Source organism: Psychrobacter sp. TWR1-1-1 (assembly GCF_049895865.1).
In the GTDB taxonomy this organism is placed as follows: domain Bacteria; phylum Pseudomonadota; class Gammaproteobacteria; order Pseudomonadales; family Moraxellaceae; genus Psychrobacter; species Psychrobacter immobilis_A.
The window spans coordinates 233189-256878 of record NZ_JAFCTE010000002.1 but is presented as its reverse complement, the minus strand read 5'-3'; the positions used below and the strand labels follow the sequence as shown (position 1 = coordinate 256878).

The 23690-nt window shown below is 41.6% G+C and carries 16 protein-coding genes and 1 pseudogene; 4 read left to right on the top strand and 13 right to left on the bottom strand.

Annotated features, from left to right (window positions below; all coding sequences use genetic code 11):
- Window positions 1-126: 126 nt before the first annotated feature.
- The 3 genes from ACP69U_RS03145 to ACP69U_RS03135 all read left to right on the top strand — a co-directional run bounded on the left by ACP69U_RS03145 (window position 127) and on the right by ACP69U_RS03135 (window position 4440).
- A complete protein-coding gene (locus tag ACP69U_RS03145) occupies window positions 127-2679 on the top strand; it encodes a RelA/SpoT family protein (RefSeq protein WP_238048867.1) in 2553 nt (850 codons plus the stop codon).
- Window positions 2680-2732: 53 nt separating this feature from the next.
- Window positions 2733-3671 (top strand): bifunctional DNA-formamidopyrimidine glycosylase/DNA-(apurinic or apyrimidinic site) lyase, encoded by a 939-nt coding sequence (gene mutM / locus ACP69U_RS03140; RefSeq protein WP_426137792.1) that lies wholly within the window; start codon window positions 2733-2735, stop codon window positions 3669-3671.
- Window positions 3672-3999: 328 nt separating this feature from the next.
- On the top strand, window positions 4000-4440 hold the full coding sequence (locus ACP69U_RS03135; RefSeq protein WP_060490428.1) for a hypothetical protein: 441 nt from the start codon (window positions 4000-4002) through the stop codon (window positions 4438-4440).
- A gap of 123 nt (window positions 4441-4563) precedes the next feature.
- Here the strand turns inward: ACP69U_RS03135 and mscL are convergent, their stop codons facing one another.
- The 3 genes from mscL to ACP69U_RS03120 form a co-directional block, all read right to left on the bottom strand.
- A complete protein-coding gene (mscL, locus tag ACP69U_RS03130; protein WP_055125730.1) occupies window positions 4564-5007 on the bottom strand; it encodes a large conductance mechanosensitive channel protein MscL in 444 nt (147 codons plus the stop codon).
- A gap of 285 nt (window positions 5008-5292) precedes the next feature.
- Window positions 5293-7143: a translational GTPase TypA gene (gene typA, locus ACP69U_RS03125; protein WP_055125731.1), complete on the bottom strand. Its 1851-nt coding sequence runs from the start codon at window positions 7141-7143 to the stop codon at window positions 5293-5295.
- Window positions 7144-7499: 356 nt separating this feature from the next.
- The gene (locus ACP69U_RS03120; RefSeq protein WP_426137791.1) at window positions 7500-8810 is read right to left on the bottom strand and encodes an OmpA family protein; all 1311 of its coding nucleotides are present in this window, start codon (window positions 8808-8810) and stop codon (window positions 7500-7502) included.
- Between the two features lie 560 nt (window positions 8811-9370).
- On the opposite strand from ACP69U_RS03120, the gene ACP69U_RS03115 reads away from it, so the two are divergent.
- Entirely contained in the window at window positions 9371-10096 is a 726-nt protein-coding gene (locus ACP69U_RS03115; RefSeq protein WP_426137790.1) for a GspH/FimT family pseudopilin, read from the top strand.
- A gap of 52 nt (window positions 10097-10148) precedes the next feature.
- Here the strand turns inward: ACP69U_RS03115 and ACP69U_RS03110 are convergent.
- The 10 genes and pseudogenes from ACP69U_RS03110 to ACP69U_RS03065 form a co-directional block, all read right to left on the bottom strand.
- Window positions 10149-10937 (bottom strand): annotated as a pseudogene (locus tag ACP69U_RS03110) (pyridoxine 5'-phosphate synthase).
- A gap of 118 nt (window positions 10938-11055) precedes the next feature.
- The gene (recO, locus tag ACP69U_RS03105; protein ID WP_426137789.1) at window positions 11056-11832 is read right to left on the bottom strand and encodes a DNA repair protein RecO; all 777 of its coding nucleotides are present in this window, start codon (window positions 11830-11832) and stop codon (window positions 11056-11058) included.
- 56 nt (window positions 11833-11888) lie between these two features.
- Window positions 11889-12854 (bottom strand): GTPase Era, encoded by a 966-nt coding sequence (era, locus tag ACP69U_RS03100; RefSeq protein ID WP_045443844.1) that lies wholly within the window; start codon window positions 12852-12854, stop codon window positions 11889-11891.
- Window positions 12855-13215: 361 nt separating this feature from the next.
- A complete protein-coding gene (rnc, locus tag ACP69U_RS03095) occupies window positions 13216-14013 on the bottom strand; it encodes a ribonuclease III (protein ID WP_055125735.1) in 798 nt (265 codons plus the stop codon).
- A 120-nt stretch (window positions 14014-14133) separates the two neighbouring features.
- Window positions 14134-14526, bottom strand: coding sequence for a DUF4845 domain-containing protein (locus ACP69U_RS03090; RefSeq protein ID WP_238034824.1), 393 nt, complete (start codon window positions 14524-14526; stop codon window positions 14134-14136).
- Window positions 14527-14671: 145 nt separating this feature from the next.
- Window positions 14672-15574 (bottom strand): signal peptidase I, encoded by a 903-nt coding sequence (gene lepB / locus ACP69U_RS03085; RefSeq protein WP_426137788.1) that lies wholly within the window; start codon window positions 15572-15574, stop codon window positions 14672-14674.
- Between the two features lie 103 nt (window positions 15575-15677).
- Complete coding sequence (gene lepA, locus ACP69U_RS03080; protein WP_426137787.1) at window positions 15678-17474, bottom strand: translation elongation factor 4; 1797 nt, start codon at window positions 17472-17474, stop codon at window positions 15678-15680.
- A 362-nt stretch (window positions 17475-17836) separates the two neighbouring features.
- Entirely contained in the window at window positions 17837-19069 is a 1233-nt protein-coding gene (locus ACP69U_RS03075; protein ID WP_426137786.1) for a capsule biosynthesis protein, read from the bottom strand.
- Window positions 19070-19241: 172 nt separating this feature from the next.
- Entirely contained in the window at window positions 19242-21824 is a 2583-nt protein-coding gene (locus tag ACP69U_RS03070) for a capsular polysaccharide biosynthesis protein (RefSeq protein WP_426137785.1), read from the bottom strand.
- An 80-nt stretch (window positions 21825-21904) separates the two neighbouring features.
- Window positions 21905-23686 carry a polysaccharide biosynthesis/export family protein gene (locus ACP69U_RS03065; protein WP_201627223.1) on the bottom strand — a complete coding sequence of 594 codons (1782 nt, stop codon included), beginning with the start codon at window positions 23684-23686 and terminating at the stop codon, window positions 21905-21907.
- Window positions 23687-23690: the final 4 nt, after the last annotated feature.

Below are 23690 nucleotides of genomic sequence, written 5' to 3'. Positions count from 1 at the left end.
TGCTAAAAAACAGATTTTTTAGCAGTTATATTGGTTTATAGCTGACACTTTATGAATCGTAAGTTCAACGTGTGTGCATAGTAGATGAGGTTATAATCAATTCAAAATAGCTAAGAGGAGTCGGCTATGGTAAAAATTCGTGAAGGATTACCGCTGGTGGATGGACAGACCACCCAAGCCGATAGTGCAGCACTTGCCGCTCAACTGGTCGCGAGCCAACGCTCGCACCAGTCTGCCAATAGCTATGCCCAAATCCCCCTCGATATCAAATACCAGCTGTCCACTCATAAGCTACACACCACTTTTGATCGCTCAGCACTACATGCCTTTCATAGTCATGATCCAAAGCTTGAAAACGAATATTCTGATAACCCGCTTTTAGATAAAAATAATGCTCTCTCAGATAAAGAGCTCGAAGCGATTGATTTAGATCAAGTCAATATTGATGTTCCCACTTGGTTAGACAACGTCGCCAAACGTATCGGACAAGAGTCTGTACCTCACTTGAATGCTGCTTGTGAATTTATTCGCAGTCATATGAATACCAGCGAGTCTGAGCGTTCAGGCGCTTATGTCACGGGTATTGGCATGACAGACATATTGACCTATCTCTACCAAGATGAAGACGCTCTTGTGGCTGCAATGCTCTATCGTAGTGCGCGAAAATCAATCATAAGCCTCGCTGATATCGAGAAAAAATTCGGTGCAGACATATCGACCCTAGTCAAAGATACCTTGGCAATGGGTAAGCTGTCTGAGATTATTGAAAGCAATAAGCGTCTAGAAGATCACTTCGTAAACAATCAGCGCGACCAGCTATCTAATATTTATAGCATGCTAATTTCCGTCACCAATGATGTACGCGTCGTCCTTATCAAATTGGCTGAGCGTACTTTCGCCATGCGCGAATTGACCTTTTCTAATGAAGAGCGTCAGAATCGTGTGGCGCGTGAAGTCATGACCATTTATGCACCACTGGCGCATCGCTTGGGCATCGCGCAACTTAAATGGGAGCTGGAAGACTTAGCCTTTCGCTACCTTGCGCCTGAACGCTATAAAGAGATTGCCAAACTGCTCTCCGAAAAACGCAGCGAACGCGAGTCCTATATTCAGCGTGTACAAGATAAGCTTAATGAAGCACTAGCAGAGGCTAATATCGAAGGTGAAGTCTCTGGACGTGTCAAGCATATCTACTCTATCTACCGAAAAATGAAGCTCAAAGGCTTATCGTTTGATCAGCTTTATGACATTCGCGCGCTGCGGGTATTGGTCACCAACCCATCAGACTGTTACCACGTGCTTGGATTGGTACATGGCTTGTGGCGATATATCCCTGAACAATTCGATGACTATATTACCAACCCCAAGTCCAATGGTTATCGCTCACTACATACGGCAGTCATTGCTGAAAACAAATCACTGGAAGTACAAATTCGTACTCATGAAATGCACTTCGAAGCTGAGCTTGGTATGTGTGCTCATGTTAACTATAAAGAAGGTCTAAAGAATAAAAAAGACAATTATCTTAATCAAAGAATCAGCTCGCTGCGTCAGCTGTTATCGATCAATAATGAAACCCGTAACCAACCGCGCTCATCTTTACTAACAGGTGAAGAAATAGAGGGCATGGAGTTTGACGAAGAAGAGCAACTCGTTGACTTTGACGAGCTCGAACGCATCTATATCTTTAGCCGTGATGGTGACATTACTGAACTACCAAAAGGGGCGACCGTTCTTGATTTTGCTTATTATGTACATACACAAGTCGGTAATCGTGCCCAAGCTGCGCGAGTCAATCAGCGCTATGTACCATTAACCTATCAACTCAAAACGGGTGAACAAGTTGAAATCATCACCAAAGCATCACGTGAGCCCAACCGTGATTGGCTAGTTGCTTCACTTGGATACATTCATACCAACCGTGCACGTTCAAAATTGCGTCAATGGTTCAATAAGCAAGACCGTGATAAGAACATTGAAATTGGTCGTCAAATGCTCAGTAAAGAGCTTGAACGATTATCGGTACATCCCAATAGCATCGATTTAAACGACTATATTCAGCATTTCCATGTCAATACGACTGATGATATTATCGTTGGATTGGTCACAGGCGACATTGGTCTCAACCAACTCACCAGCCACATCTCTCGTCAGCTACACCTAGAACCTGAAAGACCGCCAGAAAATTTTGCGCCAAGTATAGATGCTAGAGAGGCAGGAAAAATCGATGCTTATAAAATTCGTATCGATGGGCTGGATAATATAGAAATCAATCTAGCAGGCTGTTGCCACCCTGTGCATGGCGAGCCGATTGCTGGTTACATCACCCTATCACGAGGTGTCAGTGTCCATAATCGTGGTTGCCCTGAATACTCACGCTTAATTGAACGCGATCCTGAGCGCGAAATAGAGGCTTCGTGGCGGGTACAAGCTGGTCGTTATCAACCCGTTGATATTCACGTAGAAGCCTATGATAGACGCGGACTGTTGCGTGACTTGACGCAAATTATTGATAAAGAAAATGTCAATATTCGTCAAGTTGAGACGCTTAGTAATGATGATAACATTGCCTTTTTAAAATTTCATATTGAGGTTTCAGGATTGGCACACCTATCTAAGCTTTTAGCGAAACTAGAGCAGCAGCATGGTATCTTGCATGCTCGCCGCGCCGTCGCTTAGATATAAACTCACAAAGTATGTCCACTGAATCATAAGGTTATTATAAAAACATCATGCCTGAATTGCCTGAAGTAGAAACAACCAAAACCAGCCTTGCACCGTTATTAGGGCAACGCATTATCGATATAAAAGTTTTTCAGCCAAAGCTGCGTTGGGCGATGCCAGATGATTTAGATAGCTTGATTGATTACACGCTAGATAGCGTTGAGCGCCGCGCAAAATATTTAATTCTTAACTTTTTACCTTTATTACCCAATGATGATAGCGCTGCGGCTCAAACTGCTACGTTAGTACCGCGTCAACTTTTGGTTCATTTAGGTATGTCGGGCAGCCTGCAACAGCAAAGCTACGGTACTGAAAAGCGCAAGCATGATCATCTCATCATTGTTTTTAAGGGCGTTAATAATACAAAATCCCAACTACATTACTATGACCCAAGACGTTTTGGGTCAGTGTTATGGCACAAAGATTATAGTGCTAAGCTATTAAATCATTTAGGTCCTGAACCATTATCAGATGAATTTACTGCAGACTACCTGTATCAATTTATTCAACGGTCAAACTTGCTTGATCACAGTGCTGATACCGTAGCAATTGGCAACGCCAAATCAAAAAAGCAGCCCATTGCTCGCGCTATAAAATCAGTCATCATGGAACAACAGGTCGTCGTGGGTGTCGGTAATATCTATGCGACTGAAAGCCTATATTTATCAGCTATTCATCCAGCCACCCCCGCTCACCAACTGTCCTATGCTCAGATGATTATTTTGGTCGATCATATTAAAGTTATTCTACAAAAGGCGATATCGCTTGGTGGTTCGACACTGCGAGACTTCACCGTAGCAGATGGTCAAACCGGTTACTTCCAGCAGACATTAAATGTCTATGGTAGACAAGGGGAAACTTGTCCGCATTGTGATGCCGTGCTTGAGAATATCAAAATTAATGGTCGCGCCAGTGTATTCTGTCCCAACTGTCAGCCAATCCTTTAAATATTATCTGAAACTATCACTATCTGTTTAGCCTTAAGTACCAAAATAACTTAGGTATCAAATCGTATAATATAGCAGCACAATACTCTTGACTAAGTGTCCTATTATTTTGCACTAAGATTATTATATCGCACGCCATTTTTGTTGCTTATTGACACACATCTTGCTTTAATAGTATGAGCACTTACATAAATAGTGCATAATGTTTATACATCTGTAATATATTTAGCTTACTTATCGTTGCGCATTGTTTATATAGGGAAATTGTCTCTGTGTGGAAATAGCAGCAGCTAATAATCATACCAACTATGAATTTTAGGACATCGTTATGACTGTTAAAGCCAAAAACCAACGCACAGTTAAGCAAAAAGCCATTACTATAGCCGCAAGCTTAAGTTTAATGGCTGCTACTATGCAGCCTGCCTTGGCAGCCATAGAAATTGATGAGACAGACTTTGGGCCCTCTTATGAGACAATGGTGGTTGATACTGTAGTGGGTAAACCTCTACAACTGGTCAGTGCCGTTGCTGGTACTGCCGCCTACCTAGTTAGTCTACCCTTCTCGCTTATCGGTGGTAATGCGGATCAGGCGCAGCAGAAACTTTTTGTTGAACCTTGGGATGCGATGGGACGCTGCTTAGGTTGTACTGTGGCTGAAGACAACTATTACAAATCACAAGTGACTAATGATAATGTTGTCCGTATTGTCGTTGATCAACCATCTGAGATTTTGATTAATACCAACGATTATGTCGTAGTTACGCCATAGTCTTTATATTAACAGCTGGTTAAATGATACAACTGCGCTAAAGACAATGCATTTATAAATTATCCATAAAAAAGGCTAACACGACGTTAGCCTTTTTTATGTTTTTAATCAAATCATCATATTTTATTTTGAAACAGTGGTATTACTTAACTTAGCACTAATTTCACGAAGCAATTGCACCTCTTCTGAAGGTTGTTTTACCAGCTCTTGCACTTCTTCTTTACGACGCATTTTGTTAACCATTCTAACCATCATAAAAATAATAAATGCTAAAATTAAGAAATTAATCAGTACAGTAATGAAACTGCCATAGGCTAATACAGGAACGCCAGCTGCTTTGAGGGCATCATAGGTCATGGCAACACCTTCAGGCGCATCACCCAACACTAAGAACATGTTTTTGAAATTGATCTCGCCACCTGCTATGAAAGCCACTATTGGCATAATAATGTCTTCAACTAAGGACGTTGTGATAGTAGCAAATGCCCCACCGATAATGACACCGACCGCTAAGTCCATCACATTACCTTTTAGAGCGAATTCTTTAAACTCAGAAACCATACTCATTATTTTCTCCTCAAAATACCAATCTATAATCGAATAAGTATCTCAACAGTCGACCCAATCTTGAGCCTTAAGAGTAATAGTGAGAAACACTACTACTGTCAGTTATTTTGTCTATATTTTATGGAAATTACAACAAAAAAAAGCAGCATAAAATGAACCATATTTAGTTCACTCTATACTGCTAATTTTTTAGTTATCTTGATGCCCATTATTAAATAACAACAGCATCAAATGCTTCTACAAAATATCAATCCAATAAATTACTCAGTAATTCATGGCTCAATATTAAGCACCTTTTTTACCACGGCCGTGACGCTTACGCTCACTTTCAGTCAAATAGCGCTTACGTAGACGAATCGCCTTAGGTGTTACTTCAACCAATTCATCATCTTGAATGAATTCAAGCGCTTGCTCAAGTGTGAACTTGACTGCTGGAGTCAACGTCAATGCTTCATCAGTACCACTCGCACGAACGTTGGTTAACTGCTTAGCAGTCGTTGGGTTAACAGCCATATCATCGTTACGTGAGTTAAGACCAACGATCATACCTTCGTAAACTTCAAGCTGTGGCTCAGCAAACAATTTACCACGTTTTTGCAGGTTAAATAGCGCGAAACCTAAGCAAACACCTTTTGCCATAGAAACTAAGACACCATTCGAGCGACCACCAACATCACCGATCTTTTGTGGACCGTAATGTGAGAAGCTTGACGTCATGATACCAGTTCCTGAGGTCAACGTTAAGAACTCAGAACGGAAACCGATCAAACCACGGGCAGGCATCGTCGCTTCGATACGCATACGACCTTTACCATCAAGTTCCATATTGGTCATCTCGCCTTTACGCAAGCCAACCTGCTCCATGATAGAACCTTGATGCTCATCTTCAATATCAAAAACAACGTTTTCATACGGCTCTTGTAATTTACCATCCACTTCTTTGACGATAACTTCTGGGCCTGAAACACCCATCTCAAAACCTTCACGGCGCATGTTTTCGATCAATACAGATAGATGAAGTTCACCGCGACCTGATACTTTGAATTTATCAGGAGATTCTGTATCTTCTACACGTAATGCTACGTTATGAATCAATTCACGCTCAAGACGCTCACGGATATTACGCGAGGTCACAAACTTGCCATCACGACCAGCAAAAGGTGAGTTATTTACTTGGAAGTTCATAGAAACGGTAGGTTCATCAACCGTTAATGCTGGTAACGCTTCGACAGCACTAGGATCACAAATCGTATCTGAGATATTAAGCGAATCAATACCAGTAATACAAACGATGTCACCAGCTTGTGCATCTTCAACATCAATACGATCAAGACCATGATAACCCATAATTTTCAAAATACGGCCATTACGGGTATTGCCGTTTTTGTCGATTACAGTCACTTGAGTATTGGTTTTAACTTTACCACGCTGAATACGACCAATGCCGATAACGCCAACAAAACTGTTGTAATCAAGGCTTGAGATTTGCATACGGAACGGTGCGTCAGCATCAACTTGAGGAGGCTGAACCACATCAACAATTGTTTTGAAAAGCGGTGTCATGTCATCAGCCAAATCGTCAGCTTCCAAACCTGCAATACCATTCAATGCTGAGGCATAAACAACTGGGAAATCAAGCTGTTCATCAGTTGCACCCAAGTTATCAAAAAGATCAAAGATTTGATCCATTACCCAGTCAGGGCGTGAGCCAGGACGGTCAATTTTATTGATGACCACGATAGGTTTTAGACCTTGCTCGAACGCTTTTTGCGTCACAAAACGGGTCTGTGGCATTGGGCCATCAACCGCATCAACGACTAGAAGCACGCAGTCAACCATAGACATTACACGCTCAACTTCACCACCAAAGTCGGCGTGACCTGGGGTGTCAACAATGTTGATACGATATTCAGTATCATCAGTCTTATCTGTCCAGCGGATGGCTGTATTTTTAGCCAAAATGGTAATACCACGTTCTTGCTCAATATCGCCTGAATCCATTGCACGTTCAGCAATGTTTGCACGGTCGCCAAAAGTACCAGACTGATGTAATAACTTATCAACCAAAGTTGTTTTACCGTGGTCAACGTGGGCAATAATTGCAATGTTACGCAGGTGTTTGATATCGTTCGCCATATAAAATGCTCGTTTCGTCTTAAAAAAATGCAGTAGCAATAAGCGCCGCTGGATAAACTTTTATCATCAACCAGATAGATATTGAGTACTTACTTTTAGAAGACTGCACAATAGATGCGGTTAATCAAATAATTTCAATATAATCAAGTATCTACACTGATAAATTCATCATACAGATAGCTATGCTAATGTACATTCTGTCAATTTACAGAATGTTTGGGCAGCTAGTATAACATTATTGCTTCACAAATTTATGTAATAACTTGCTTTTCTCAATCCATAAATAAAAAAAAGCCACCCATTAGGTGACTTTTTTTGTAACTATATATTTAGTAAAACAATCGGTTCAATACTATTTATTGAACAACCATATCTTTAGTTTGTTCAACAGTCATTGTTTTGTCACCAGTGATGATGGCATAAACACGACGGTTCATAGCACGACCTTCTTCAGTATCGTTTGGAGCGATTGGTTGGTCATAACCATAGCCAACTGTTGATATACGGTTTGGAGCAATACCGAATTCGTTAGTCAACATAGATTTAACCGCAACGGCACGGGCTTCAGATAAACGTTGGTTATAACGTGCTGAAGGACCAGTTTTAGAAGCATGACCTTCGATACGTGCTGTAGAGTTAGGATACTCGCGCATCTTCTCTGCTACTTTAGCGATTTCAGGTTGGTACTGAGATTTGATCGTTGATTTATCGTTATCAAAGAATACACGTAGTTCCATTTTCAGCTCATCAGTAATATCTACTGGTACTGGGCAACCGCGCTCATCTACTACGACATTCATAGGAGTGCCTGGGCATGCATCGATGCTATCAGGTACGCCATCGCCATCAGAATCAAGATCAGATTCAATTACGACTACTGGAGTAGTATCGATAACTGGCTCTTGCAGTGGTGGTACTGCTACTGTAGGTGCTAAATGGCCACCAAGTACAACTTCTAGACCGGCCAAAGCCATGCCTTCCCACCAGTTATTATCAAAGTTATGAATCGCACGAGCTTCACCACGTAGGCTTAAAGCATCGTTGATACGATACATAGCACCTAGACCTAGGTTACCAATCGTATCTTTAGACTCTGCAACTTCAGTACCAGCTGATACAGGTTGACCTGCTGTAGTACCTTGCGCATTACCCGTCGCAACATATTGCTCTTGGTTCTCTACTTTAATTTTAGATTGACCAGCACCAACCAATACGTATGGCTTGAATGCGCTATCAGTATAACCAGTAAATTCTTCAGTACCGATTAAGAAGTTACCAGAAAGCATGGTTTGTTCTACGTCAAAACGGTTAACACCAGCGTCTGCTGATCTTTCTGAAGCTTCGCCGTTTGCATTTGACACGCCGTACTCTACTTGGAACTGAGTAGAAGGAGTTAGCTCAATACCTAGTGCAGCACCAGTGTATAAGCTGCTTTCTTTAGCTACGCCACCGTTTAGATTTCCGTTACGACCATCAATTGGTTGTGATGGATTCTGACCATTCATATAAAGGTCTTTACCAGTCTTAAGGACTTCGCGTTGCTCGTCATGAGCTTCGCCAGTGTAATGATAACCTAGTAACAATGGGCTAATAGTTACGCCAGCATTAGCTGCTAAAGGTGCAGCTGCTACAGCAACCAGAGCTAGAGCAATTTTATTCAATTTCATGGACTTCCTCCAAAGGATAATTTGAGTGATGCATTAAGCAAAACCGCTTCTCAAGATGCTCTAAAATAGACATCTTTTACGAATTTTAAGTGACAAAGCAAAACCAATTAAGGAGTAGCTTAGCGATTATCAATTCAGTTTACAACTTTTTTCGTTAACGAGCTACACATTATTACACGATAATGTCGTAACTAAAACACAATAACCAGCTTAAGTTACCTAGAACTAACACACCTTACGCTTTTTATCTTTTGTATGTCAGTTCACAATAGATAGTAAACCTAACAGTATCTATTGTCTGGGCATATTTTAGTACAGTTGGTATTTTTTCTCTATTATTAAAACCAGTCATTCACTAATTGAAACATTTTTTGACAGTAGACATATATTCTGTTTATATTATAGCACTCAACATTATTTCATACATCATAAATCCGATCATTACTGCAAAATTTCACGAACATATTGGCTCGATTTTATGCAATGATTGGATTAAAGCACATTTAAAGAAGCGAGACTGTTTTATTGAACTAAACTACTTATTATAGGTAACAAGCCTCATGGCATTGCTGCATAAAACATTATCAAGTTATAAAAAGCTCTCAGCATTTATGTTATGGGTTTTTACTTCAAATAAGCACAGGCTAGCTCAAAGCCGATTGATTCTTTATGTGTATCACAGATATACAGTATCTCTCTATAAAAGAGCACCTAATACAAACACCGGAACAGACCCAAGCACTGTTAATAGAAATAACAAGGGTTTTACGCTGGTCGAACTTATCGTCACTGTATGTGTATTAGCAATTATAGTGACGATCGCAGCCCCAGTCATACGAACGCAATTAGCACGTATGGAAGCCAAACGGATTCAAAGTCAGTTAGAGAATTCTCTTGCCTTAGCCAAGGCTGAGAGTTACATCAGAAGACAGAATATCATTGTTTGCTTGTCTGATACTGGAGGGCGCTGCCATAGAGACAGCGATAAGACACTTTTGTTATTCATAGATAAAAATGACAATAATCACTTTGATGCTCAGGTAGATTCATTAGTCGTTCAGCAGTCTTTAAATCCTAAATACAGTAAGCTAAGTTTACGAGTTGGAAGTCGACGCCACTACACCAAATTTTGGGGTGATAGTGGCAAACCACGAGGACATTTTGGTCATATAAAATACTGTCCCATTGTTGCTTATAATCAAGCAATGTATCTAATATCATTTAACCAAGGAGGTATTATTAAACAAAAACTTAATGAAGATCATCCCACTGAATGTGACGAATAAAAAACTACCAATGACATAAGTTACCACTCACATAAATTCCCAATGATATTTTTTAATAGCTTTGTAGATCTATATACATTGCTTCTTTCATCATAATGACGGCTTGCTCGAGTCCTACAAATACAGCGCCTGCAATGAATGCATGGTTAATATTCAACTTATAAATACCCTCAATTTTTGCGATAGCATTCACATTATCACATGTCAGACCATGATCTGCGTTAATTAAGAGCTTATTATCACTGCGTCGAGCAGTAGCAACAGCTTGCTTAATTCGTTTCAGCTCAGCATTTTGCATGTTCATATCGGCTACCAAGCTTGCCTCAGCATAAGCGCCTGTATATAATTCAATAGCATCGGCGCCGCATTCTATAGCAGCAGCGATTTGCTTTTCTTCTGGGTCAATGAATAAAGAAACCTTTAGACTTGCCGCTTGTAACTTGCCAATATAGTCTGTCAACTAAGTGATCTGCCCTACGACATCAAGACTGCCTTCTGTTGTTAACTCTGCTCGTTTTTCAGGTATTAGATATACCCAAAATGGTTTGAAGTCACAAGCAATCGCTAGCATCTCATTGGTAGCGGCGATCTCTAAATTCATTCTAGTCGTCAACTACCCTGCTATCTCATAAACATCTGCGTTTTTAATATGACGACAATCTTCGCGTAGATGGATAGTAATACCGTCTGCTCCCGCCTTCTCGCACCAAAGAGCGGCGGCTAAAGGGCTTGGATAACTAACCCCACGCGCTTGACGCAGAGTTGCTACGTGATCAATGTTTACACCTAATAAAGGTTTTTGCAAAGCGTTGTTAGATGAAGGTAATGAAGCAGTGGTCATAAGAAATTTTTTTGATAACGAAACCCAATTGACTGATCAACGGTACAAGAATATGAAACTTTAGACAGTCTCAGCACCAATCAGATTGGTTATAGCACTTTGAGGATAGTGCTATTATTTATTGGTAACGCTGTTGCTGCTGCCATAATAGGCGGCTTTGCAATGGTTGATAATCCAGTAAATGGTCAATAAACTGTCGATGGATTTTTGACCAATTATTTAAGGTTTTTTCAGTAATACCTAACTGCGTCATCTCAATGATATCAGTACCTTTGAAAAAAATTTGCCCCATAGTATTATCTAAATGCTCAGTCTTTATATCATTCTGCAAGACAGGCACTAAACCAACATCAGGTAAAAAGCGATAAGAATCGTCAGGCTGAATGATGTTTTCAACACTATCGTGAGTCAACATTAAGATAAAACCCAACTCATTGAATAAATGCTGCTCAAATTGGCGCAAGCACAACCGTAATTCGTTGGCGCTCAAAGGTCGCCTAAGCTGAGACAGACTGTCCTGATAATGTAGCCATAATACCGGCATTGGATCTTCAGTCGACAACAACCGCCATAGTATTTCGTTTAAATACAACGCCGCATATTGATGTTGACCTGTAATATTTTCGTAGGGCAGTGCTTCTAAAACAGTGGCAATGCCATAATCTTTTGCTATGCCTGTTTGAGTTGTGTGTTGCGATGCAATATTGATCTGACTAAACGTTTTTAAATCCCGTTTACCAGTGGCAAAGAGCTGCAATGGCATGAACAATGGCGCGCCTTTTTTCCCAATACCATGAATCACGCCATGTTGCTGAGAAAACAGATAATATAAGGCGCGCTTTTCTTGATAAGGACGCTGATGCAATAAATAACCGATTAACGCTTCGTTACGCATTTTTTATCACCTCAGCATCGAGCATATAGAAAAGTGATTAAAGCGCTATTCTTTAATCAATATCCTAAGCTAGTCAATGCACGTTCGTCATCAGACCAGCCACGTTTCACTTTCACCCACAGTGTCAGCATAATCTTTTTATCAAACAGCTGCTCCATATCTTTACGAGCATCCATACCCACTTGCTTAATACGCTGACCTTTATCACCAATCACAATGGCTTTTTGACCACTACGTTCAACATAAATAGTCGCATCGATGAAAGTACAAGCCTTACGTGGACGCCCTGTTTTTGGATCAGTGTGCGCAGGCTCATCTTTGAACCCATCAATTTGTACAGTTAGGTCATATGGCACTTCGTCACCAGCGCTACGCATGATTTTTTCGCGGATAATTTCACTGGCCAAAAATCGTTCTGAGCGGTCAGTAATTTGCTCGGTATCATAGATAGGAGCAGCAATAGGAAGATGCGAAGCAATCACTTCTTGTAGACGATCTAGGTTTTGGTTTTTTAAGGCAGATACTGGTACGATATCGGCAAAATCAAAACTGTCATTAAACGTCTCAATCAGCGGCAACACGCTGCCTTTATCTTTTAAGGTATCAGATTTATTAATAACCAATACCACATTTAAATTGGTGTCGCCAAGCTTTTGTAGAACTAACAAATCATCATCACGCCATTGATCTGAATCAACAACGAATAACACCAAATCAACATCTACTAATGCAGATACCGCAGCTTTATTCATACGCTCATTAATAGCACGTACTTCATTGCGGTGAATACCCGGCGTGTCAACAAATACTGCCTGCATCTCATGATTTGACAAAATACCGTGGATACGGTGACGAGTCGTTTGCGGCTTACGTGATGTAATAGACAGCTTTTGACCCAATAAGTGATTCATCAAAGTCGATTTACCAACGTTTGGACGTCCAACGATCGCGACATAACCCGCTTTAAAATCATCAGCAATACCTGCATGACTACTAGGGGCAAAGAATTCTTCAATTGCCATATCGTTGTCTACAGTAGTATCTTCTGCTTGATTGATGCCATCGTTAGTAGTATCGATATTATCTTGGTTTTGATTCAATTCTGTGTTTTCGGTCATATTTTTGGCATTATCTTCATCATTGGATGGCAAGTCAGTACGATTGCTCATAGGTTAATCCTATAGAATTTATACCCAGTCAAATGGTGCTTAATGATGTATTGGCTGTATCAGCACTAAAAAAGCAAAACCATCACCGGCTGGGAAATATTTAAGGTTTTGAAATGTGTGACGTTTACGCCAATTCAAATAAACGATTTTTAAAACGTCACTTAACATATACTGTCAAAAAAAGTGGTATGTGCGATCCATAGGTTAATCCTAGTTAGGATCGCTTTTTAGCTGAGCTCGGCAGTTTATGCAACTGGTTAATCATTAGTTCTGCTGCTTTTTGTTCAGCGATACGGCGGCTCTCACCAGATTCAGTAATATCAACACAGTTATTGATATTAACATGACAACGTACAACAAAAATTTGATGCGGCGCGTTACCACGTGTCTCCATCAGCTCATAATGTGGCAGATCAAACTGCTTAGATTGTAGCCACTCTTGCAATCGACTCTTGGCATCTTTTAACGCTTTTTGGTCATTAACGTTGTCAATCAAATCACCATACCATGAGAGAACACAATCGCGAGTAATATCCAAATCTTGGCTGTCTAAATAAATAGCACCAATCAAAGACTCCACAGCATCAGCCAATATAGAAGCGCGATTGCGCCCACCACCTTTACGCTCACCTATCCCTAATATCAGATGATTAGAGAGCTCTAAGTTTTGCGCAATAATGACCAATGATTCTTGACGTACCAAAGTGGCACGCATACGAGTCAAGCGACCCTCATTTTGGCTAGGATAGCGATGATATAAAGCCTCACCCACAATCATTCCTAACAGAGCATCTCCTAAAAACTCTAAACGCTCATAATTTTTTTTGCTATCAAATGAGCGGTGTGTCAACGCAAGTTTGGGGAGACTCAAGTCCTTAAACACATAGCCTAACTTGCGTGTTAATACGGCTAACTGCTGAATAAATTCTGAGCTAACAATCAGCGTGTCGACAGACGTGCTATTTTGTTGAGGAGTAGGAATCGCTTGGGAATGCTGCAAAGTTGGTTTCATGCGTGGCTTGTGGTTATCCCTTCTGTTTTACTGATTTGGTTAGTAATAGTATGGATTAATGAATATTATAAAGACATTCAGGTATTAAAAAGTTTAAGAGTGATCTAACACTCTTTTTAGTTACTCTGCTGTTGTCATATCGATATCACCTTCGAAGCGATTGACGATATCAACATTACCAAAGAAATTTTTGGTGACTGCATATTGTTTACGAATAGCCAATTGTCCCGTCTTTTTATCAATAAAAGTAAATACGTCTTCCGCCTGAGTATCGTAGTCAGCATTAATAGATAGCTGTCTATTAACACGCTCGACAAACTGCTTGGCCGTCTCATTATTATTATTTGCTTCCTTAAGCTGTGCGCTTAAGGTCTTGGTCAATTGATAATCACCAATCTGAGCAGGTACGATAGCAACCATCAATTTGGCAGCAACTCCTAACACAAGAATAATTAAAACGATACTCGTTACGCTAGCACCACGCTGTGTGGCGATTCCAGATAATTGCTGCACTATGATATCCCTCTACTGGTAAACAACTATTTTTAGGAGCTACCGAAATACTAGGTAGCCGTTTATTAGATAGCAACAATATTAGCATAAAACTATTATCGATAAATCAACCAATAGAGCGTCTCATAATCTTAATGACATAATCTTAATCAATAGTACCATTGCGTTCAAAGGTTGGTAAATTAAGTCCGGGTGGCTTATGCATCCAGATATAAACCGCCTTACCCGCTAAGTTCTCATCAGGAACAAAACCCCAGAACCGACCATCAGCACTACGATCGCGGTTATCGCCCATCAAAAAATACTGACCTTCTGGAACGCTAATACGCCATTTAGTACCTGCTGAGCTAACCACTTCTGGCGATTGCTGCTGCAAAAATGGTGCATATTGAGAGCTATTCATACCATTTAAGTAACGAACAAGATGCTTGTTTTCACCTTGTGTTTCCTGAAAGTATTGCGCCTCACCCTCTTCTTGCTGACCCATCGCTGCCGCACTGTCTTCGGTCAGTACTTGCCCTGGACCGATTTGCCCTGGTAAATAAAGCTGTGAGGTCAACTCAGGGTTTGCCGCAAAATCGACAGGCTTAGTGTCAACTGGGACATCATTGATAGAAAGTGTCCCTTGATCATAACTAACAGTATCACCAGGCAAACCAATGACACGCTTGATATAATAAATACTTGGGTTTTCAGGATAGCGGAATACCGCCACATCACCATGTTCAGGCGCGCCCGTATCCAGCACTTTGTTATACGTCAGCGGTAGGCGCACCCCGTAGGCATACTTATTAACCGCAATAAAATCGCCTGTATATAATGTCGGCACCATAGAAGATGAAGGGATATTAAAAGGCTCAATCAAAAACGAGCGTACTATTAACACCACTGCCAATACAGGGAAAAAATCATAAGCCCAGCGTACCAAGAGACTTTCTTGACCACGCCCGCGAGTTTTACGCTGCTTGAAGGTAAGCTTATCTAATAGCCAAATAATACCCAAACCAATGGTTAATGGTACTAAAATTAAATTAAAATCAAAATCCATACTCAATTGCCTATTAACGAGCGACTTATCTGGCTATCTATACTATCAACTGCGCCACTAATTACACAAAAAAACTATCGTTGACCAGTCAATTAGTAATGACTTACTCAACCTGCAATACCGCTAAGAAGGCTTCTTGTGGAATCTCCACATTACCGACTTGCTTCATACGTTTTTTGCCGGCTTTTTGCTTAGACAATAGCTTTTTCTTACGCGACACATCACCGCCATAACACTTAGCTAAGACGTCTTTACGCATGGCTTTCACTGTACTACGCCCAATAATTTGGCTACCAATCGCCGCCTGAATCGCCACATCAAACATCTGACGCGGAATCAACTCTTTCATCTTAGTCACCAACGCATTTCCACGATAGCGTGATTGGGTTTCATGAACAATCATGGCCAGCGCATCGACTTTTTCGCCATTGATTAATACATCTACTTTAACCAATTTATCGACTTGATAACGCTCAAAATTATAGTCAAGTGAGGCAAAACCGCGCGAAACTGATTTTAGACGGTCAAAGAAGTCCATGACCACCTCTCCCATCGGAATATCAAAGATCAGCTGTACTTGACGACCCATAAAACGCATATCTACCTGTACGCCGCGGCGCTCGATACAAAGCGTCATGACATTACCTAAGTAATCTTGCGGTACTAAAATCTGACAGCGGGCAATGGGCTCACGGAACTCTTCAATATTATTCGGCTCAGGGAGTCTTGATGGGTTATCAACGTAGATAATACTGCCATCTTTTTTTACAATCTCATAGATAACTGACGGCGCAGTGGTAATCAAATCCAAGTCATATTCGCGCTCTAAACGCTCTTGGATAATCTCCATGTGCAGCATACCAAGGAAACCACAACGGAAACCAAAGCCTAGTGCATCTGAGGTATCAGGCTCAAAAAACAATGACGCATCATTGATTTGTAGCTTTTGTAGCGCTTCACGGAATTTTTCAAAATCAGTAGAATCAACAGGGAACATACCGGCATAGACTTGCGGCGTAATCTGTTTAAAACCTGGAATACGCTCAACGTCTGGCGTTTTGGCGTGGGTAATCGTATCACCCACTGGCGCGCCAGCGATATCTTTGATACCAGCAATAATGAAACCGACTTCACCCGCTTCCAAGATACCCGTATCGACAGGCTTGGGCGTAAAGACACCGATCGAGCCGACTAAATGCGATTCTTTGGTTGATTTAATATAAAGCTTATCACCTTTTCGGATAGTACCTTCACGTACCCGAACTAAAGACACAACGCCTAGATAGTTATCAAACCAAGAGTCAATAATCAATGCTTGTAGGGGTGCATCACGATCACCAGTCGGTGCAGGGATAAATTCAACCAATGCTTCTAGCAGTTTATCGACACCTAAACCCGATTTAGCAGAAACTCGTGGTGCATCAACAGCGTCAATCCCAATGATGTCTTCAATCTCTTGAATGACGCGTTCTGGCTCGACTTGTGGCAAATCAATTTTATTTAGTACCGCCATGACTTCTAGACCCTGATCAACGGCAGTATAGCAGTTAGCCACGGACTGAGCTTCCACCCCTTGCGCGGCATCAACGACCAATAGCGCACCTTCACAAGCGGCTAGTGAACGCGATACTTCATAAGAAAAATCAACGTGTCCTGGGGTATCGATAAAGTTGAGCTGATAGCGCTCACCATTAGGATGATCGTAGAATAAGGTTACCGACTGCGCTTTAATGGTGATACCGCGCTCACGCTCAATATCCATGGAGTCAAGTACTTGCGCCTGCATCTCGCGATCTTGCAAGGCACCGCACATTTGAATAAAACGATCAGCAAGCGTCGACTTGCCATGATCAATGTGGGCAATGATTGAAAAGTTACGAATATTTGCTAATGCAGTCACAAAGCGCCTACTAAATTAAGGGTGATAGAATAATAAAATTAAGAAATAAATACTGTCAGGCGCAACCGCTAAAATAGCTATCCATCATTAAGGGAGAAATAACAAGAGAAAATAATTAGAATCAGCTTATTTGCCAATATTATCATCTCCAATCAACCGCTCAGGACGTCAACTCTTATGCGCAGGCATGAAAGAGTATTCTAGCAGTTTTCTACCATAAAGTAAGGCGATTTTATTAGCAGAGGGATGATTTACAAGTGAAGTTACGAGCGGATAACTGTACAGATAGAAAGTGAGCGGCTTGATAGCACCTTATTCACTTCGACAAGACTTATGCTAACTGGATATGAACAATCAATAATCTACTGAGGGGTATTGGTTTTGGACAGATCGCTCTCTATGGGTTCACATCCTGCGCTATTCAGATATTTATGCATCCATGGTGACCTACCGTAAAAAGCCCCGTTGATCTGAGTTTGCTCTATCAAGTATTCACGAAATCTAAGATAAAACTCATTATCTGGGCGGTTAGGTTGTTGCCAAAACTCATTAAGTGGTTTCTGATCTATCAGTTTCGGCGTATCATAAATCGCGCGACCCATGATCTTGGTAGGTTTTTTGTGATATACCGATTGCAACCCTGTCGTGCTATTGATGGTCACCATCCCAATACTGTGTTTCATCAAGGTTGGCAGGTGCATGTCGCAACCATAAAATACACGATCCGCCGCTTGATAGCGTCTAGCCAAGCTAGATACCAGCTCGCGATAATCTCGATGACCACGATCTAACGGATGATGCTTAAATACTAGTAATTGCTGCTTATCAGCATACTCTGCAAAGCTGGCAATAGACTCATCAATAAACTGCACCACATCACGATAGTCACTATGATGGGTAATCTGCGAGTCATTATGCACTTGTAAACTAATCAAAAAATAATTATTACTTTGTTCTTTGGTCAGCTTATTTTGCAATCGCTTATCAGGTAAATACCCTCGCAATTTACGCCATGGTGCTTTGAGCCAAGCGATTGCTTCTTGCCACGCCGTCATACCGCGATAGTGCGAATAGTGCGGATAGCGACTTTTGTATATCCAAACGATAATATAGTAGACAATCGCAGCGATACTCAAACGATAAAAACGATTGTGAGTATACAGTGGTTTATCATTGGCTTTTTTGAGCGCTTTAATATCTGCCGTATTTAAGCGCGAATAGCCATTAATGCCATATTCTTGCAATGTAATGTAATCGGGACGCAAATAGCCTTCCTCAAATACAAAGAAAGAGGTGCCCAACTGCTCACTGATACAAGCAGCTTGGGTATGATGCGGACGACAATCACCAAAACAGACAATCGCATCAATGCTATTTTCTTCAATGAAAACCTGCAACCAAGAAGAGAACTGCGCTAACGTATCGGTATATTCATAGGTATTATCATGATGATAAAAAAATGCATCACCTGCATTAAAGTTAATCTTACTAACCTTAATATTTTGAGTTTGCAGAAATGTCGAAAAACGGTTGAAGAATCCGCCCATCTTTCCTTGTAACAGCAGGACGTGTCGATGAGTAAGCAAGTGAGACATCGAAGCTGCCATAGTATTGAATTACCATTAATGAGAAGATGAAGAATAAAATCGAGAGTATTTATTAAATAACTTGAATATTAAGCCGTGTAAATACACACTAATCATCACTGATTATACCGAAAAAGCCCCTACTTGTCGCAATGGATTTGCGTCACAAGTTTAGAATAAACTAACGAGATAATTTACGCAGGCGCTGCTGCCATTGATGACGCTGCTGCATAAAACGAGTCGTCGCTTGGTGTTGAAAATTGTCAGGTAGCGTGGATAAAACTGAAGTCGCATGGTTAATCGAGCTATTTATAGGGTTAGATATTTGCGCTTGAGACGCTGTATTATGAATATCTTTAAGCAAAGGAGCGCTTTTAGGAGGGTATAAATAGTCAATCACTTGCTCTACTTGTGCAAGCCCGTAGCCATTAGGTAAACGATATAAGGGATAGCGAATAAGCGCACAATATAACAATTGCTCAAGCGTTAATGCAGTGTCGCGTTTTCGTCTCTCTAAATAGTCAGCTTTCGGTGAAAACTGGGTATCAATATCTGCCGTTAACCCCCAACCAGCATAAAACGGTAAGCCGTAGCAAGTAACGTCTAAACCGCGCAGCAACGCCTCAAAGCCAGTCAATGAGCTAATCGTATGTACTTCATCGACACATTCTAAGCAATCAGGCATCGCAGTATCATAGGCGACGGCACTGACCTGTTGTAAAAACTCTGCGCTAACCTTACCAGCCCTTAGCCCTGCTTCAACATCAGGATGCGGCTTATAAATAAGATAAGCATTAGGGTTGTCTTGGCATACACGCTCAATCAAGCCGCTGTTGGTTTTGATCGTTGAGCCGCAGTACTGCACCGATAAATCATCTTCGACTTGACCGATGATAAGCAGACGGCGCTTACCAGATACCCTAGCCTCATGCATCCACGAAGTATGCTGGTTATTAGCGCTGTCGACCTCAGCCCCAACATTGTATTTACTCACCCGCTGATTCAGCAATTTATCTTGCAGCTGTTGTACACGGACACTTTGCTGGGGGTTCAATGCTTGACAATGACGTAGCAACGTCTCTAAATCTGAGGGCTGGGTCGCATCATAATAAATACCTTGCTTATCTATGACGACCGACAACGGTGCTAACAACGTCGCGCCTAAACCATTTGAGCGGATAAATCCATCTTCCATACAGTATATAGACGGTATGGACAAATGCGGCTGTTTCTCAAGCTTACGCTGTAATTTATTTTGTACTTGTTGCCGCTTAGCCAAACCCCACACTAATAGAGACTGCTGATAATCAACACGAAAATGATCAGGATGCAGTAGATTCTTGAGACGTGGCTTGGGTTTGATAAATAATGTCGTACGCGGTAGATTCGTAAAAGCTTTTACAAATGGTAATTTCCAGCGACTAAATTCATATACCGTGAGATCCCCTTCAAGATGCGCTTGCCAATACCGATTAGTCACTAGCCATTCTATCGCTGTATCAATATCACAGGCTTGCTTGGTGGCCGGATCTACATAACGACTATAATCTATATAGGCGCTATAAAATAACGTTTCTAACGTCGCAGATGTTTTTTTAGCAAATGATGTAGGAAACAACGCAGGATTTGAATGTCCCTGAGCCTCTAGCTGTTTGCTGACAAGTTTTCGACGACGTTTTTCGACCGCTTTAAGCAGCTTTTTGGGTGCGCCGCTGTCATCAGTTAGACCCCAGCCACTATACCAGTTGACCCCGAAGCAATGTACTGTTTTACCTAACATCAACGCTTCAAAGCCCATATGGGAGCTGACCGTATAAACATGGTCAACTTGCTCTAATAGCTCGATAGGATTGAGTGCTTGAGTTAATAGCCGAACCTGCTTAGGTAATTTTAAACGGGTCAGGTATCCCGATTTTGATGCAGGATGTGCCTTTATCCAAATATGGGCGTGAGGATGATTACGACACGCAGATGTTAACATCTTCTTAAACTGACGTTTATCCGCGCCTGCACCAGTGATAGAAGCATCACCAACCACTTGGTCAATCAATAAAATATGCGATTTCAAGGGATCTGCCGTTGTATTAGCGCCGTCTTCACTCGTCAATTCATTCAAGGACGGACAATCGATCACTGCGTTATATTTACTGAGCTGCTCATTACAAATACGTGCCATCAATTGCCGCGCGTGCGCGTCATCTATTTCGTAACTATTGGGCGTAGTAGCGTTTTTAGTACGCTCAATAATCAGCCGCTCAAGGCGTGAGTCATGCGTCGTATCAAAATAAATACCAAGGTCATCAACGACGACACTCAGGCCATGACGGCTGCTAATACCAGAATCTAATGAGCGCAAAAAGCCATCTTCGACACTTAATGTCTCAAGCTTTTGCCGCTTAGCCACTTTATTAGCTCGTTGATAACTTTTTTTACGACCCCAACCGATAAAGGCATCGGGTTGCTTAAAAGAGAGAAAGGAACTGGACAAATGAGTTATCTGATTTTTTATCATGTTTGGTAATGGCAATGCAGACAGTAAATGCGTTTTATCTGCATTGATACGTTGCTGTATACCTGACCACGGATACCAGCGCTGAATATCTGCCTGCAATACCTGAGACAAAAGTACATTGTTTTGACGCATACCCTTACCAATGACCGCCAAATGCTGTGGCAATTGGTATTGGTATGATGGCAAAAGCAGGGCATTATCAGAGTGAGAGGTCACTGCCACATTGACATCATCTGCCGCACTTTTTGCCATTTTTAACACCCTTATTCATTACTTTTGCATCTATCTATGCAGATGACTTTTTCTCTTGTTATACAACTTTTCAATAATGGTTATAAATCGAGAACCACTTTAGCAGCAATGGCCAACTGATAAACAATTTGCGATAAGCCACGAGCAATTTCTACGCGCTTGGTTTTGACTTTTGGTAATACCATAATCTCATCGCCTTGCTGGATACGGTAAGCGGTGTTGACCACCTCACTGGCGCCATTTTGATGGATAATCAAGATTTCTTTAACATCAGCATTGTCAGAGAAACCGCCTGAATTGGCAACATAATCACCAACGGTATAATCTGGGTTGAAGGTCAGCGCGCCTTGTGCTCGTACTTGACCATTAACGGTAATGACAGACGTTTGCGCAGGTATCTCAATGATATCGCCTTGCTGCAGAATAATATCCTGCCACGAATTCGGCACGACAACAATTTGACCCGTCGTTTTAACATTACGTGCTTTGGCAACAAACTGCTTAACCAACGCTGCATCGTCTTGACGCAGTGCTGCTTCTTCACGAGTGGTTGACTGCGTGGCAAGCGTCAGCTCTTCTAGACGATCGAGCGACTCATTAATCATGCGTTTTTGTTGCTCAGCAACAGACTCACGATAAATGGTCAAATGAGTCAGTTTAGCGAGTGGGCTTGGCTGTAGTTGCGGCACGATGTCCTTTAAGCGAGCACCATATGGCACAACCATGGCACCATTACCCGTATGCGCACCTTTTACTTGCACCGCGATTGTGCCCGCATAACGATCGGAGGTAACTACCATCTGATCACCATTATAAACAGGCACGTTTTGAGCTTCTGCCAACGAGTAATATTCCGCCGTCTGTGCACGTCCTGCACTGCGAGTGATACTAACGTTGGTGGCATTCGCTGCTGGATTGGCCACTTGCAATACATCACCAATGGTCAGATCGTTCACATCAAATTCAAAGGTATATTCGTTTTGGACTTGACCGCCTACTTCAAAGGTTTTTTTCTGCGGCGCGACCGTAATCACATCGCCATCACGAAAAGAGAATGCTTGTAATTTACCCGCCAGTAGAAAATCATACAGGTTGACTTGCTGCAGCATTTGCCCATTACGTTTGATTTGAATATCAATGTAACTACCACGAGTTGGGTCAACGCCACCTGCTCTATCCAAATAAGACAATACCGAGTCTGCTGCTAAACCGCCGTAATAGCCTGGTTGCTTGACGAAACCTGTTACAAATACTTTTACTGGCTGTGCTTGCTCTAATGAAGCATAAACGCCAACGTTCGAGCGATAAATACGACTGACAGCACTTTTTACCACATTTTGCAGACTGCCATTTTGCACACCTGAGACACGTACTGGACCGATATTTGGTAAGAAAATATTGCCTTGTGGGTCGACGGTCATGGTAGCCGCATATTGATAAGCGCCCCACATCCGTACTTGGACGTTATCACCCGGGTTGATCACGTAACTGTCATTAAAGGTAGAGCCAGAGGTAGTCGAAAATGCCCCACGGAAGAGCTGCTCACCAAACATCATGTCTTGCGTGTTGATTTCTTGATAGGGGCGCGTGGTATTGATGACTGACTGACTTGGCAAGCTTGAGGCATTAACCGCTTCTTGCGCGGTCGCCTGTCCTGACACACCACCTGCAAATGCCTGTGTTGAGACATTGATGTTATTGCTGTTTTGGTCTTGACTCATGCTGTTATTGCTGGTGCCAAAGCTAGATCCTGAGATTTGATCAGCATAACTGCCTGCTGCTAGTGCTGATACACTGCTGGCGGCCATGGCCAAACTTAACACTTTTATCACGGTCACAAGAGGACGTGGTTTCATATTCATGAGT

Coding starts and splice junctions, on each gene's coding strand:
- ACP69U_RS03145 (WP_238048867.1), top strand. CDS start 127: ATGGTAAAAATTCGTGAAGGATTACCGCTGGTGGATGGACAGACCACC.
- mutM (WP_426137792.1), top strand. CDS start 2,733: ATGCCTGAATTGCCTGAAGTAGAAACAACCAAAACCAGCCTTGCACCG.
- ACP69U_RS03135 (WP_060490428.1), top strand. CDS start 4,000: ATGACTGTTAAAGCCAAAAACCAACGCACAGTTAAGCAAAAAGCCATT.
- mscL (WP_055125730.1), bottom strand. CDS start 5,007: ATGAGTATGGTTTCTGAGTTTAAAGAATTCGCTCTAAAAGGTAATGTG.
- typA (WP_055125731.1), bottom strand. CDS start 7,143: ATGGCGAACGATATCAAACACCTGCGTAACATTGCAATTATTGCCCAC.
- ACP69U_RS03120 (WP_426137791.1), bottom strand. CDS start 8,810: ATGAAATTGAATAAAATTGCTCTAGCTCTGGTTGCTGTAGCAGCTGCA.
- ACP69U_RS03115 (WP_426137790.1), top strand. CDS start 9,371: ATGGCATTGCTGCATAAAACATTATCAAGTTATAAAAAGCTCTCAGCA.
- recO (WP_426137789.1), bottom strand. CDS start 11,832: ATGCGTAACGAAGCGTTAATCGGTTATTTATTGCATCAGCGTCCTTAT.
- era (WP_045443844.1), bottom strand. CDS start 12,854: ATGGCAATTGAAGAATTCTTTGCCCCTAGTAGTCATGCAGGTATTGCT.
- rnc (WP_055125735.1), bottom strand. CDS start 14,013: ATGAAACCAACTTTGCAGCATTCCCAAGCGATTCCTACTCCTCAACAA.
- lepB (WP_426137788.1), bottom strand. CDS start 15,574: ATGGATTTTGATTTTAATTTAATTTTAGTACCATTAACCATTGGTTTG.
- ACP69U_RS03075 (WP_426137786.1), bottom strand. CDS start 19,069: ATGTCTCACTTGCTTACTCATCGACACGTCCTGCTGTTACAAGGAAAG.
- ACP69U_RS03070 (WP_426137785.1), bottom strand. CDS start 21,824: ATGGCAAAAAGTGCGGCAGATGATGTCAATGTGGCAGTGACCTCTCAC.
- ACP69U_RS03065 (WP_201627223.1), bottom strand. CDS start 23,686: ATGAATATGAAACCACGTCCTCTTGTGACCGTGATAAAAGTGTTAAGT.